Here is a 14,474-nt window from a genome sequence, read left to right on the forward strand (position 1 = left end):
GAAACCGCTCCCGCGCCCTGTTGCTTCAGCCAATGCTCAGAAAAACCACCAACCGCCGGATTCCGCCTCTTCCCGACGCTCCCGCTCTTCCTCCAGCGCCGCATATTCCCGCTCCAGCTTGCGGATCTTGCGCTCTGCTTCCAGAGGCACCGTCGGGCCACCGCCGAATGGCCAGTACCACGGCGCCGATTCGTATTTTCCCTCCTCCTTGAGGCGCTCAATCTCCAGCTCCCGCTCTTCCTCCAACCTGGCCAGCGAACGTTCGTAGTCGATATCCTCGTTCACCTCCACAATCGAGGTGGCGGCATGATTAGGTGCCAACAAGTCGCTGTTCAGGAACTGCGTCGATACGATCTCCCCGGCCTGCATGGCATAGCTGCGGGTTACCAGCTGAAGATCCCCCTCGGCCAGGGGATGCTCGGGATCCAGATCCGGATGGATCTGTTCGGGCTCCGTGAGCTCGTTGTAACGCAGGTAGTAGATCTGCCCCGGCTCCACCCGGAGCGTGGCATCGGCAATCAGACTGAGACTGAACGAATTTACCCCCTCCAGCCCCAACAGCGGCCGACGCATGGCGATGTGACGCTCGCCGGGACTTACCTCAAGCCAGGTGTAGCTGTCGTTCCGGATATTGAAATAGTGGTGGTCGTCAATGTAGACGCTGGGCGCCTCGATCTCATCCGCGGCCCACTGGGAATGGGTGCGATAGAAATAAAGCAGGGCGTTATCCTGATTCCACCCGCCATCCGGAATATGGACGAAATCGGGGCCGGACACCGGATGCAGAAAAGACCCGACGCTCTTGCCGACCGACTGGTACACCGTACAACCGGAACCAAGAACCAGAAGCGACAGCGCCAGGAGGGTTCGTTTGCTCATTGCTCTTGCTCTTCATCCCTTTGCGAGTTGCCTGATCATAACAACTGGCCCCCGCCAGAAATGAGAGCTACCGCAAGGGATGAATACAAACTGTTACAAAGCGCCGAACACCTCGTTTAATGAAAACTCAACAGCCCGATCACTGACCGGACATCCTCGCCTCCAGCCGGTCGACCTCATCCGACAAACGCACCAGCCGGGAGGTCAGTTGCGCCCGGGACGCATCGATGGAATCGACCGTCTGCTTGAGTGACGCCAACTGGTTACGCAGGGACCGAACCTCCGAACTGCCCGCTACCCCATCGGTCTTCTTCTCCAGAGCAGCAATCCGGCTCTCCATGCCGCTGAGCCCCAACTTCTGCTCCTGCTCGAACCGGCGAATACGGCTCTCGATCACCTGATCCACATCCGCCATCTGCTGGCTTAGCGTTGTAATCTGTTCCGAGGCCTGGGCGGTGTTTTCCTTCAGGGCAACCATCGACGTCTGCGTTTGCTCATCAAGCTCGGCAATCTCCGAACCCAGCGACGTCCGGGCCTCCTCGAGGGCGGCGTCCAGGCTGGCGATCGCCTGCTTCTCTTCCTCCAGAGCCGACTTCAGCGTCGCCAACTGCTCCTCATGCTCATCCAGCCGCGCCTTGTTCCGCTCATTGGCCACAACCCAGAGCTTACGGATCTCACTGGAAGCCTCCTCAAGCCCCGACTTGTTCGCCGCAATCTGCTCTTCAAGCGACTGCCCCCGCTCCTGCAGATTTTCCCCGGTCTCCGAGAGCTCACCCTCAAACCGGGCCAGCGCCAACTTACTCTGTCGTGCCCAGTAATCCGCCTCCTCAAGCTGTGACTCCAAAGCCTGAATCCGCTGATTCTGGGAGTACCAACCGGCAACTGCAGCCACCGCAACCGCAATCAACAACAACCAGACAGCGGCCAGGCCGCCCTTACCGTTGCCTCCATTTCCATTACCGGCCGACCGCTTCCCGGCACCCCCAGAGCCAGCGGAACCAGTAGCCGTCGCACCGGCAGACTTTTTCGGTGCAGGCCGTTTCCGCTCACTGCTACCAATGGGCGCGTCTGCTCGAAGTTCGTCGTCATCTGGGCGGATGGAATCCATTACTGCTCCTGGGTCTGAGTTCTGGTTGTTGGTTCTTCTACTGGCCGGATCGTTAAATAAGGTATGTCCGGACGGCTCTGTCTGAATTATCGGCGCTTTTCAGGTCAACGTCCGATAATACATGCACTTATGCACGGGGTGAAATGAAGCTCCGATAATGTGGCATGGGGTCGGGGTCAGAAGAAAGCCTTCTTCCGACCTCTCTTTAGCGGCAACCACGGAGACTGACCTTGAGATGGGGTCAGATGAAGGCTTTCATCAGACCCCTGAGGACATGAACGTGCTCGTAGCGGTTTCTGGAAAGTCCGGCCCAACGACGCCTTCCACTGGACTCGCCAAGTTGCATGGCAAGTAACCAAAACATACAATGGCCGGCTTTCCAATTATCTCAGGATGTTGCATATGCAGCCGCTTGTAGGACTCATCATGGGCTCCAAATCCGATTGGCCCACCATGGAACACGCCGCCAACATGCTCGAAAAACTCGGCGTACCCTACGAAACCAAAGTCGTCTCCGCCCACCGCACCCCGGACCTGCTTTTTGACTACGCCAAAACCGCCGCCGACCGCAGCCTGAAGGTTATCATCGCAGGCGCCGGCGGAGCCGCCCACCTGCCGGGCATGGTGGCCTCCCAGACCGCCCTGCCCGTACTCGGTGTACCGGTCCAGTCCAAGGCCCTGAATGGCCTCGACTCCCTGCTCTCCATCGTCCAGATGCCGGGCGGCATTGCCGTAGGCACCCTGGCCATCGGCAAAGCAGGAGCCACCAACGCCGGCCTACTTGCAGCACAAATCATCGGCACGTTCGATAATAACGTCCGAAAAGCCGTAGAAGAATTTCGTTCGACCCAGACCCAAACGGTCCTCGATAATCCGGATCCCGCTGATCAGTAACGTTGGATTCGGAGCAAGAAGCGCGCGGGGCCTTGTGTCCAAAACACGCTACAAGCACCCGCATGCGGGTCCGGCCAGGAGCGTGTTTTGGAAAGCTCTCCCCAACCCGATCACACCACCCAATTTAAATGCCAAACCATGGCAGGAGAACACAAATGAGAATTGGTGTACTAGGCGCCGGTCAACTCGGGCGCATGCTGGCCCTCGCCGGATACCCGCTGGCCAAGACCTTTGTATTCTACGACATGTCCGGCAGCCCCAGCGCCGGACTTGGCGAAGTCATCATCGACCGCGATGGCCAATACCTGGACGACTTCCTGTCCCGGGTTGACCGCGTCACCTACGAATTCGAACACCTCCCGGTCGAGGTTGCCGAAAAACTGGCCAAAGAAAAACCGGTCCACCCCTGCCCCCGCGCCCTGCAGGTGTGCCAGAACCGTGAAGCCGAGAAAATCCTGTTCGGCCAGCTTGGCATCCCCACTCCCGAGTGGAAAATCGCCGACAGCGCCGAATCCCTCAAGGCCGCCGCCGAAGAACTCGGATGCCCGGTAGTCGCCAAGTCCATCACCGAAGGCTATGACGGCAAGGGCCAGGCGGTCCTGAAGGCCCCGGTGGACGCCGAAAGCGCCTGGGAAAGCATCGGCCATCAGCGCCTGATCGTCGAGAAATTTGTCAACTTCAAGCGCGAAGTCTCCATCATCGCGGTGCGCGCCGAAGACGGCGAACTGGCCTTCTATCCGATGGCGGAGAACACCCACCACGAAGGCATCCTGCGCTACTCCATCGCCCCGGCACCCGGCCTGGAGAGGCATGTCCAGGAAGACGCCGAGCGCTACATCAAAGCGCTGTTGAACGAATTGAACTACGTCGGCGTATTGACTCTTGAGCTGTTCGAGACCGAGGACGGTCTGGTGGCGAACGAGATGGCGCCCAGGGTGCACAACTCCGGCCACTGGACCATCGAAGGGGCCATGACCAGCCAGTTCGAGAACCACATCCGCGCCGTCAGCGGCCACCCGCTGGGAAATGTCGCGCCCCGTGGTCTAAGCTGTATGATCAATATCATTGCCGAGCACGGCGACATCGAGCGGATTCTGGAACTGCCCTACGCGCACGTTCACCTCTACAATAAAGGGGAACGGCCGGGCCGCAAGCTGGGTCATGTGAACATCCTGGCGGACAGCTACGAAGAGCTGGTCTGGCGGGTGCGGAACTGCGCGCAGTTCCTGCCAGGCTGCCCGGATTTTACAAGCAGTTTGACGGGGAGCCACTGAATGGCTCGAAAACTGCCTCTCGCAATTTTGAGCCGTTCAGTGGCTCCACGGGTTGATATATCTCAAATCGCCCTTATATTGCGTGATTGTACATCCACATAAACAGAGAGACAGGGAGAACGACCTCATGGCATTTGAACTTCCCGCATTGCCTTACGAAAAAAACGCACTGGAACCGCACATCTCTCAGGAAACCCTCGAGTACCATTACGGTAAGCACCACAACACCTACGTCACCAAGCTGAACGGGCTGATTGAAGGCACTGACAATGCCAACAAGTCCCTGGAAGACATCATCAAGAGCTCCAGTGGCCCGCTGTTCAACAACGCTGCCCAGGTGTGGAACCACACCTTCTACTGGCACTGCCTGAGCCCGAACGGTGGTGGTGAGCCGACTGGTGGAGCCAAGGACGCCATCGAGAAGGCCTTCGGTTCTTTCGAGGACTTCAAGAAAGAGTTCAACGACAAAGCTGCCAACAACTTCGGTTCCGGCTGGACCTGGCTGGTGAAGAAGGCGGACGGCAGCGTGGCTATCGTCAACACCAGCAACGCGGAAACCCCGCTGACTGGCGCGGACAAGCCGGTACTGACCGTAGACGTGTGGGAGCACGCCTACTACATCGATTACCGGAACTCCCGTCCGAACTACCTGGAAGCATTCTGGAACCTGGTTAACTGGGATTTCGTCAACGAAAACCTGGCATAATCAGCCGATTCCGGCTTTCAGACGGCGGTCCATTGGGGCCGCTGACAAGCGCCCGCCTCCGTGCGGGCGCCTTTGTATCCGATCAGCACCAAAAATGAACAAATTGATACAACCCTGCCGGGAAATCTCTGAAAAAATCATGGATACTCAATGAAGTAGATTCAGACCAACCATTCAGAGGAGTTGAAATGGGAACGACCCTTATTGGCCTGGCAGTGATCGCTGTCGTCGTTATCTACCTGGTGTTCATCTACAACCAGCTGGTATCCCTGCGTAACCAGTTCAAGAACGGCTTTGCCCAGATTGATGTTCAGCTGCAACGGCGCCATGACCTGATCCCCAACCTGGTGGAAGCCGCCAAGGCCTATCTCACCCACGAGAAATCCACCCTCACCCAGGTGATGGAAGCCCGCAACAACGCGGTCAGCGCCCAGAAGGACGCCGCCACCGATCCCGGCGACGGCACCAAAATCCAGCGCCTGGGCAGTGCGGAGAACCTGCTCACCAAGGCCCTGGCCAACTTCTACGCCGTGGCCGAGAACTATCCGGAGTTGAAGGCCAACGAAACCATCCAGCAACTGATGGAAGAGCTCTCCAGCACCGAGAACCGGGTCGCCTTTGCCCGCCAGGCGTACAACGATGGCGTAATGAGCTACAACATCTTTCGCGAGAAGTTCCCCAACAACGTCATCGCGGGCATGTTTGCGTTCAAGGAAACCACTCAGCTCCAGCTTGAGTCCCCGGAAGCCCGCCAGGCCCCGAAAGTCGCTTTCTGAGGCCTGAGCCATGGCTCATCCCGGATTTTTTCAGCGCCAGGCCCACGCCCGGCGCAACACCGGCATGCTGGTGTTCCTGTTCCTGACCGCGGTGGTGCTGATCACCCTCGCGGTTTGTGTCGTTGGCTACCTGGTCACCCGCAGTGAAACCTCCAGCCTGGCCTTCCACCACTGGCTACTGTCCAGCCATGGCGTCATAACCGCTTCTGCCGTGGTTGCCCTTATCGGCATCGGTTCGCTGGTGCGCTGGATCGACCTGGCCAGCGGTGGCGAGCGGGTTGCCCGCATGGTCGGCGCCCGCGCCATTGATCCGGACACCCGCGACCCGGACGAACGCAAACTGCGCAACATCGTCGAAGAGATGGCCATTGCCAGTGGCGTCACCGTGCCGGAATTGTATGTGATGGACCAGGAGACCGGCATCAACGCCTTTGTCGCGGGCTACACCCCCGGCGAGGCCGTGATGGTGGTTACCCACGGCACCCTCACCCAGCTCACCCGTGACGAGCTTCAGGGCGTAGTGGGCCATGAGTTCAGCCACATCCTCAACGGCGATATGCGGATCAACGTCCGCCTGATTGCTTTGCTCGCCGGCATCCTGATGATTGGCCAGATCGGCCAGTTCCTGCTGCGCGCGGGGTTTTACAGCAGTCACGGCGTCCGGTCCCGAAACCGCGACGGCCGCACCCAGGCCGCCATGGCACTGGTGGGTCTGGCCCTGATGATCATCGGCTACGTGGGGGTATTCTTCGGTCGCCTGATCCAGTCTGCCGTGTCCCGCCAGCGGGAAATGCTCGCAGACGCCTCATCGGTACAATTCACCCGTAACCCCGAAGGCATCGGTGGCGCCCTGTTCAAGATCGGCATGAAAGGCGGCTACCTGGATACCACCAGCCACGCCAGCGACATGAACCACATGTGTTTTGGCGAAGCCGCGCGGATGAAGTTCACCTCCCTGCTGGCCTCACACCCGCCCATCGACGTGCGGATCAACACCATCCAGCCCGGCCTGCTGGCCCGCCTTCGCAGCCGGCTGCGGGATACCCGGCCCAGCCGGGATCTTCGCACCGGGGCACAAGCGCCGGTCGGTAGCGCAGGCATCGCCGACGTCGCCCGTGAAATATACCAGCCGGTCCGCTCCGGGCGGACCTCCCCCATTGCCAGGGCCGCTCCGATGCCGGCCAAAGAACTGTCGAGCCAGGTGGGCACGGTCACCCAACGGGGTGAAGACTTTGCCATTGGCTTCCTGGAGCAGTTGCCGGCCACGTTCCGCACCCTGCTCTATACCCGGGCCGGTGCGATCCAGCTGTGTTATGCCATGCTGGTATACGAGCTCTCAAGGGAACAACAGAAAGAGCGCTTGGCCCTGCTACCCGAGCACCCGGTGCTGGGCTGCCAGCCAGACATCATGGGAAAAATCCTGCCGGCCCTGAAAAGTATCGGCGAAGGTGTCCGTTTCCCTGCCCTGGAACTGGCCATGCCGGCATTGCGCAAGCTCGACCCGGAGGAACGGGAGGGGCTGATCAACAGCGTTCGCAAACTGGCGGCTGCGGACGAGAAGATCAGCCTGTTCGAATTGACATTGACCAGCTTCCTGTCCCGCCACCTCGGCGATCATGCCGGTCGTGCGGTCCCGGTCCGCTACAAGAGCTACAAGCCACTGTTGCCGGCAATCCAGCGCTTGTTAAGCCTCATGGCCCGCGCCGGCACCGCCGACAACACCGAGGCGCAAAAGCTCTACCAGGAAGCCATTGCGGGCTTTGTGGATACACGCAAAGACGACCTCTCCACGCTGGAGAAAGTCACCATGCGGCAGTTGCAGGAGGCTCTGAAAGCACTCAACAGCCTCTCGCCACTGCTGAAGCCTGCCATCATCGACGCCTGCGCCCACTGCGTGAGCCACGATGGCAAAGTGGAAATCAGAGAGTATGAGCTGATGCGGCTGGTGGCGGACCAGATGGACTGCCCGATGCCGCCGTTGTAGGCGGCGTGAAAGTGGAGTCTGGGAGTATGGAATCCAGGCTGGGGCCACAACTCAGGGGTCTGATGAACGCTTTCATCTGACCCCATGTTCAGGCGGAACTCCGGAGTCCAGGTCCAAGCCGGGGTCAGATGAAAGTCTTCATCAGACCCCAAGAGGCATAGGCAGAATTTGGAAGCCAGGGATTCAAGCCGGGGTCAGATGAAAGTCTTCATCAGACCCCTTGTTCATCACTGGGCTCGCATCTCACTACCGGAATCAAACATCTCACCAATCGCTGGCCGCTCATCCGGGTTTGGCAGGCCGAGCTTTTCGCGAACATTCAGGTTCACGTCCCACAGCGCCTTGTACTTTTCATCGGTTGCAGCTACCGCGTCCACCTTGTTCAGCAAGATTTTCGGTCGGAGGAATACAAGCAGGTTGCGCTTCTCACGGCGCTCTGATTCCGAGGAAAATAAACGCCCAATGAACGGAATATCACCCAGTAACGGTACTTTGCTATTGATAACCTGGTAATCGTCAGTGGTCAGGCCGCCCAGGACAATGGTTTCACCGTCATCCGCCAGCACGGTGGTCTTGATCTCGCGCTTGTTAGTCACGATATCTGACGCATTCTCGATGCTGTCTGCAACGCTCTCGGTTGTTTGCTCGACCACCAGACGAACCAGCCCATCGGCGCTGATGGTGGGGGTAACTTTCAAGGTCAGACCAATATCACGACGTTCGATCGTGGTGAAGGGATTAGTCGTACCATCACCTGTTACCGTGGACTCGCCAGTACGAAACGGCACGTTCTGACCTACGATGATTTCCGATTCCTGGTTGTCCAGTGTAATGATGCTTGGCGTCGAGAGCAGATTCGCGGCCGCGGATGTAGAGAGCGCCTGGAGCAGAACCCCCCAAGTGATACCATCCTCGTCTCTCTCGCCTACGCCAAGGGTGAGGCCCCCTGTGGCTGGTGTAATAACCGATTCGGTCAGAATCGCGCCAAGCACATCACCCAGACTTCGGCCAACATTGCCAAAGTTCGAGCCAGCCACCGGCGTGGACTCCCCGGATTCATCACCCACGGCAAACTGGACCCCCAGATCCTGACCCACCTCGTCACTGATCTCCACAATGGCCGCCTCGATCATCACCTGGGCCCGGCGAAGATCCAGCTGTGCGACAATCTGCTCGGCTTCCTGCATCAACGAGGGTGCGCCACGGACCACGAGGGCATTCAGGCCTTCGTCGGCGAATACCGAGAAATTGTTGTCGGGCATGCCTGAAGCCCCGCCGCCGGCGGCGCCTCCACTGCCCTCTTTCACCACTTCACCCATCACCCCCTTGAGAATCTCGGTCAGGTTCTTGGCATCGGCGTGCTTCAGGCGAATCACCTTGGTGGTGCCGCCGGTGGCGGAGGGCTGGTCCAGCTTACGGATCAGCTCACGCATCTTGTCCCGGAACGTCTCGTCGCCCCGCAGAATCAGGCGGTTGCTGCGCTCATCAGCGGTCAAGCTGTATTTGCGGGCGGCATTCTCGCCACCGGCCTTTCCCAGTTCACCCGGTGCCAGTTCCTGCAACAGGGTCACCATGTCACCAACCCAGGCTTCCCTGAGCTGGATCACTTCCACTTCGTACTTGGAGGGACTGTCCAGCTCCCGGACGATCTGCTCGATGCGTTCGATGTTGGAGCGATGGTCACTGACAATCAGGGCATTGGCGGCCGCCACACCGGCCAGGTGCCCGTACTTGGCTACCAGCGGGCGCAGGATGGGCACCAGCTCCAGGGCGTTGGCGTTATCAATCTGGATGACCCGGGTGATCAGCTGCTCGGAAGGCGTTTCGGGAAATCGGTCCAGTATCTCGGCGGACTGTTTGGCGTCCACCTGCTGAACGATCTTGATCACCTCCTCCCCGGGAATGGCAGTAAAGCCGTGCACATTCAGCACCGCCAGGAACAGATCGTAGATTTCATCCTTGTTCATGGGGGCGCTGGAGAGCACCGTCACCTTCCCCTTCACCCGGGGATCCACCACAAAACTGTAGCCGGTGATATCCGCCACCTGGGTCACAAACGCCCGTATGTCCGCGTCCTTGAGATTCAGCCTCCAGGTCTCTTCCTGTCCGTGCGCCAGGGACATCAGGGGGAGAAGGATCAGCAGAGCAATGGCCCGTAGAAGATTGGTCTTGTGGTTATACATCTGGCGATTTCGTCCTGTATCGTTGATCCCGGTCAGCGCCACTGCTCGGGTATGGCGTAACTAACGGTGAGGATGCTTCCGTCACGCTCTATTTCGATTTCCAGCTGGGCCTGGCCTCGCCAGCTTTCCAGCAGGGATTTGTCCTGTTCCAGATCACCCAGACGCTGACCATTGATGGCGGTAATCACGTCGCCGGCCTGCAAATTGACGGCATTGAGCATGGCATTGGAACCGTCGTAGACATAACCGGACACACCGCTGTCATCCACCCGGCTCAGGCCGTATTGGGCCAGCGCCGCCGCGCCCTGACTGTCCAACTGCTCACGGGCATTGGCCAGGAAGGCATCCGGTGACGATTCTGCCGGCACATCTTCCACTTCTGCAACCATGCCGGAATCAACCGATTCCTCAAAGGTCAGCGATTCATATCGCCCCCCCCGACGCAACAGAATCCGGTCCGGTTCCACCTCGGCCAGCTCGGCATTGCCGGGCAACATGTCACCCACCCGATAATACGCGGTTTCGCCGTTACTTCCTGCAACTATAGCACCGGAACCCTCGGGGCGTTCGCCAACCAGCACCCCCTCAAGCCGAAGGCGCAGGCCGGTCTCCGGCGCCGAGCGCTTCACGGATTCCGCCACACCTGCCTTGACACTGGGTCGACCAAAGAAATCATAACCGGCAATCGGAAAATCCTGCCCCCCGGAGCCGGCCACTCCCGGCGTCTCCCCGGACGGTGCCACCGGCACCGGCCGGTCATCCCAGGCTACCAGCCAGGTGACCCGGGCCAGGACAACCGCGAGGTAGAGAGCCAGCCCCAGCAGCAGCAGATTGGCGAGAATCCGGGACACACGGGCCTGGGCCTGGCGAGGAAACAGCATCATATTACCGGCCTCCGGAAATCAACGGTTGCCGGACCCGGAACACCACATCGTCCGGACTCGCCGAATCCGACCAGGGCTGGCCGGCCAGATCCACCATACGCTTGTAGACCTGTATTTCCATCATACCGTTCCAGAGCAGGTCCGCCTGAGCGGCGGGGCCATCACCACCCTGCTCCGAAATCTTCAGTTCCACCCCGCCCTGGACCGTATCCAGGCTGGCCAGCATGGGCGGGAAGTCCGCCGTTCCGGTCTGATCCCCCATGGGCCAGGTCACCCGGCCACCTGGCCAGCGCGCCAGGCCATCGGCCCGGGTAACCCGATTGTCTTCCCAGGCCAGTTGCAGGCGTTCGATGCTCACGTCACCTTCAATCATGGCGCCACGGCTCTTGCGGATCAGTTCGCGAAATTCTGAAACCCCGATGTGACCAGAGCCCTCCAGCGCCGCACTCAGAGGCCAGCCCAGCGTCAGATTTCCCTGAAGCGAGGATTGTGCCGTACCCAGCTTGATATCCACGGGCACGGTCATTCCTTCAAGGAAAGGCCAGCCCAGCACCCAATCCACCCGCAGCGAATAGCCTGCGACCACGACGCCGGCGGCACCGTCCCACACTTTGCCAGACACCTGCCGTACCTGTACCTGGGGTGGCAGATTTATATGGGCGGACGCCTGCTGCCACACCCAACCGGCGGGCACCAGAATCACGAGTGCCACCACATACACCAGCGCCCCGAGCAGTAACAGCAACAGTAGCTTGCCCAGGCGGAAAAAGGATTTGGTTTCGGTGGCACTCATTCATTAATACACACAAAAAGGTCTGGAATCCGAGTCTAACAAAGGCATGGGGCAAGTTCATGACAAAAAAAGAAAAACCCCGCACCGGGTCACACCGGTGCGGGGTTTTCCAGGGTAGATCGGGCCAGGTCTCAGAATTCAGGACCCGGTCGGGATCTGGCCGGCATTACATCATGCCGCCCATGCCTCCCATTCCGCCCATGCCACCCATGTCCGGCATGCCACCGCCAGCGCTTTCGTCCTGCGGCTCATCCGCAACCATCGCCTCGGTGGTGATGATCAGGGAAGCCACGGAAGCCGCAGCCTGCAGTGCGGAACGGGTTACCTTGGCAGGATCAAGGATACCCATTTCCAGCATGTCGCCGTAGGTTTCGGTAGCGGCGTTGTAACCGAAGGAGCCTTCGCCTTCGCGAACCTTGGCAACCACCACAGAAGACTCACCGCCTGCGTTGTATACGATCTGACGCAGCGGAGCTTCCATGGCACGGCGCAGGATGTTCACACCGGCTTTCTGCTCTTCGTTGATGGCGTCCACCTTGTCCAGAGCCGCAACGGCACGGATCAGGGTGACACCGCCACCCGGCACAATGCCCTCTTCCACCGCAGCGCGGGTAGAGTGCAGCGCGTCTTCAACGCGGGCCTTCTTCTCTTTCATTTCCACTTCGGAACCGGCACCAACCTTGATCACCGCAACACCGCCAGCCAGCTTGGCTACGCGCTCCTGCAGCTTCTCCTTGTCGTAGTCGGAGGTGCTGTCTTCGATCTGCTTGCGGATCTGCTCAACGCGAGCTTCGATATCTGCCTGTCCACCGGCACCGCCAATGATGGTGGTGTTCTCCTTGGTGACGTTGACACGCTTGGCGGTGCCCAGATCATCCAGGGTGGTGTTTTCCAGGGTCAGACCCACTTCTTCAGAGATGACAGTACCACCGGTCAGGATGGCGATGTCCTGCAGCATTTCCTTGCGACGGTCACCGAAGCCAGGCGCCTTCACGGCGTTGACCTTCACGATACCGCGCATGTTGTTCACCACCAGGGTCGCCAGGGCTTCGCCCTCGATGTCCTCGGCGATGATCTGCAGCGGCTTGCCTGCCTTGGCAACGGCTTCCAGCACTGGCAGCAGCTCGCGGATGTTGGAGATCTTCTTGTCGACCAGCAGGATGTACGGGTCATCCAGCTCGGCAGACATGTTGTCCTGGTTATTGATGAAGTACGGGCTCAGGAAGCCACGGTCGAACTGCATACCTTCAACCACGTCCAGCTCGTCTTCCAGGCTGCGACCTTCCTCAACCGTGATGACGCCTTCCTGACCAACACGCTCCATCGCATCCGCGATCAGCTTGCCGATGGTCTCGTCGCCGTTGGCGGAGATGGTACCAACCTGGGCGATGTTACGGCTGTCGTTGCAGGGCGTCGCCATTTCGCGAATCGCCTTCACGGCTTGGGTGGTTGCCTTGTCGATGCCGCGCTTCAGATCCATCGGGTTCATGCCGGCAGTCACGGCCTTGATACCCTCGTTGACGATGGACTGGGCCAGAACGGTTGCGGTGGTGGTACCGTCACCGGCGTTCTCGTTGGCCTGGGAAGCAACTTCCTTCACCATCTGGGCGCCCATGTTCTCGAACTTGTCTTTCAGTTCGATTTCCTTGGCCACGGAAACGCCGTCCTTGGTGACGGTCGGAGCACCAAAGGACTTCTCCAGAACCACGTTACGGCCCTTGGGACCGAGGGTTACCTTGACTGCGTCCGCCAGGATGTTGACACCTGCGACCATGCGCTTGCGAGCGCTATCACCGAATTTGACTTCTTTTGCTGCCATGTCTTCTATTCCTGTTCGCTAAACCGAAATTGAACCAATCGGATTAATGAAGTTTCGTGCGAGTCGCTATGCGATCACTCGAGCACGCCGTAGATGTCGTTCTCGCTCATGATGAGCAGCTCTTCACCGTCGACCTTGACGGTATTACCGGCGTACTGGCCAAAGACCACGGTGTCACCCACCTTGACCGCCAGGGCGCGCGTTTCGCCGTTGTCCAGGATACGGCCGTTGCCGACGGCAATCACTTCACCCTGGGAAGGCTTCTCTTTGGCGTTACCCGGCAGCACGATGCCACCCGCGGTTTTCTCTTCTTCTTCCTTACGGCGCACGACAACACGATCGTGTAGCGGACGAATTTTCATTGCTCGGTTTCTCCAATAGTCAGATTAATGTGGCAATGACAGTTGTTGATGAGGTTGGGCAGAGCAATGCCCTGTCCAGCCAAATTGCCCGGCTGCATAAGCGGCTGATTTACAGCCGATATCAGCCCGCAGCGAACTTGTGAGACCTTAATGGGGTTGGCGTAGGTATTTTCAACACCCGGGATGAAAAATTTTTTCACTTTTTTTCGATGCGATCGTGGTCCCGCTCGGTGCGGTCCTGATACTCACCTTCGATGATGTCCCCGTTCTCGTCCCGGTCAAACGGGCGATGCTGACCAAAGGGGTTTTCCCGCCCGCCGAAGGGGTCCTGTCCGAATGGATCTCCACCACCGGCCCGGAAGTAGAAACTACTGCTCTGCCCGGACATCACCATCCGCTTGAGCACCTGGGCGGCCAAGAAATGGCGGGTACCCGGTATCAGGCACAGAAAGCCGATGGTGTCGGTGATAAAGCCCGGCGTCAGCAGCAGCGCTCCACCGACGGCCAGAATCAACCCTTCCGCTACCTCTCTGGCCGGCAGTTCACCACTATTCAACCGCTGGCGAGCCCTCAGCAGTGTCGCCAGCCCTTGCTGCCGCAGCAACCAGGCACCAATCACTGCCGTCAGCAGTACCAGCCCGACGGTATTGAGAACACCAATCATGCCACCCACCTGGATCAGCACTGCCATTTCGGCGATCGGCATGATAATGAATAAAAAAAGAAAGATGGCCAAAGCGCCTCCTCATGGTTTGAATTCGCACAGGGGTCTGCCCTGCACAGGGGTCTGAAGAACACCTTCTTCCGACCCC

14 protein-coding genes are annotated in these 14,474 nt (G+C 59.3%); 5 read left to right on the plus strand and 9 right to left on the minus strand.

The window, feature by feature from the left end; all coding sequences use genetic code 11:
* Window positions 1-36 precede the first annotated feature (36 nt).
* Both R6W86_RS06070 and R6W86_RS06075 read right to left on the minus strand, forming a co-directional pair.
* Window positions 37-879, minus strand: a complete 843-nt coding sequence (locus R6W86_RS06070) for a DUF2846 domain-containing protein (protein WP_410328480.1) — start codon at window positions 877-879, stop codon at window positions 37-39.
* Between the two features lie 139 nt (window positions 880-1,018).
* Window positions 1,019-1,987: a hypothetical protein gene (locus R6W86_RS06075; protein ID WP_410328481.1), complete on the minus strand. Its 969-nt coding sequence runs from the start codon at window positions 1,985-1,987 to the stop codon at window positions 1,019-1,021.
* Between the two features lie 402 nt (window positions 1,988-2,389).
* Here R6W86_RS06075 and purE point away from each other — a divergent pair, with 402 nt between their 5' ends.
* The 5 genes from purE (at window position 2,390) to R6W86_RS06100 (ending at window position 7,621) form a co-directional block, all read left to right on the plus strand.
* Window positions 2,390-2,881, plus strand: a complete 492-nt coding sequence (purE, locus tag R6W86_RS06080; RefSeq protein WP_410328482.1) for a 5-(carboxyamino)imidazole ribonucleotide mutase — start codon at window positions 2,390-2,392, stop codon at window positions 2,879-2,881.
* A gap of 155 nt (window positions 2,882-3,036) precedes the next feature.
* On the plus strand, window positions 3,037-4,155 hold the full coding sequence (locus tag R6W86_RS06085) for a 5-(carboxyamino)imidazole ribonucleotide synthase (RefSeq protein ID WP_410328483.1): 1,119 nt from the start codon (window positions 3,037-3,039) through the stop codon (window positions 4,153-4,155).
* Window positions 4,156-4,282: 127 nt separating this feature from the next.
* Complete coding sequence (gene sodB / locus R6W86_RS06090) at window positions 4,283-4,861, plus strand: superoxide dismutase [Fe] (protein WP_410328484.1); 579 nt, start codon at window positions 4,283-4,285, stop codon at window positions 4,859-4,861.
* Window positions 4,862-5,049: 188 nt separating this feature from the next.
* Window positions 5,050-5,637 (plus strand): LemA family protein, encoded by a 588-nt coding sequence (locus R6W86_RS06095; protein WP_410328485.1) that lies wholly within the window; start codon window positions 5,050-5,052, stop codon window positions 5,635-5,637.
* A 10-nt stretch (window positions 5,638-5,647) separates the two neighbouring features.
* Window positions 5,648-7,621: a M48 family metallopeptidase gene (locus R6W86_RS06100; protein WP_410328486.1), complete on the plus strand. Its 1,974-nt coding sequence runs from the start codon at window positions 5,648-5,650 to the stop codon at window positions 7,619-7,621.
* A gap of 227 nt (window positions 7,622-7,848) precedes the next feature.
* Here the strand turns inward: R6W86_RS06100 and gspD are convergent, their stop codons facing one another.
* The 7 genes from gspD to R6W86_RS06135 form a co-directional block, all read right to left on the minus strand.
* Complete coding sequence (gspD, locus tag R6W86_RS06105) at window positions 7,849-9,804, minus strand: type II secretion system secretin GspD (RefSeq protein ID WP_410328487.1); 1,956 nt, start codon at window positions 9,802-9,804, stop codon at window positions 7,849-7,851.
* 32 nt (window positions 9,805-9,836) lie between these two features.
* Window positions 9,837-10,688, minus strand: coding sequence for a type II secretion system protein N (locus R6W86_RS06110; RefSeq protein WP_410328488.1), 852 nt, complete (start codon window positions 10,686-10,688; stop codon window positions 9,837-9,839).
* Between the two features lies 1 nt (window position 10,689).
* Complete coding sequence (gspN, locus tag R6W86_RS06115; RefSeq protein ID WP_410328489.1) at window positions 10,690-11,481, minus strand: type II secretion system protein N; 792 nt, start codon at window positions 11,479-11,481, stop codon at window positions 10,690-10,692.
* A gap of 166 nt (window positions 11,482-11,647) precedes the next feature.
* Complete coding sequence (groL, locus tag R6W86_RS06120) at window positions 11,648-13,300, minus strand: chaperonin GroEL (RefSeq protein ID WP_410328490.1); 1,653 nt, start codon at window positions 13,298-13,300, stop codon at window positions 11,648-11,650.
* Window positions 13,301-13,374: 74 nt separating this feature from the next.
* Complete coding sequence (groES, locus tag R6W86_RS06125; protein ID WP_011785505.1) at window positions 13,375-13,662, minus strand: co-chaperone GroES; 288 nt, start codon at window positions 13,660-13,662, stop codon at window positions 13,375-13,377.
* A complete protein-coding gene (locus tag R6W86_RS06130) occupies window positions 13,659-13,862 on the minus strand; it encodes a hypothetical protein (RefSeq protein ID WP_410328491.1) in 204 nt (67 codons plus the stop codon). The genes groES and R6W86_RS06130 overlap by 4 nt, the downstream gene beginning before the upstream one ends.
* Entirely contained in the window at window positions 13,859-14,398 is a 540-nt protein-coding gene (locus R6W86_RS06135) for an FxsA family protein (RefSeq protein ID WP_410328492.1), read from the minus strand. The genes R6W86_RS06130 and R6W86_RS06135 overlap by 4 nt, the downstream gene beginning before the upstream one ends.
* Between the last annotated feature and the right edge of the window lie 76 nt (window positions 14,399-14,474).

The sequence above is a fragment of the Marinobacter sp. genome (genome assembly GCF_046484525.1).
GTDB lineage: Bacteria > Pseudomonadota > Gammaproteobacteria > Pseudomonadales > Oleiphilaceae > Marinobacter.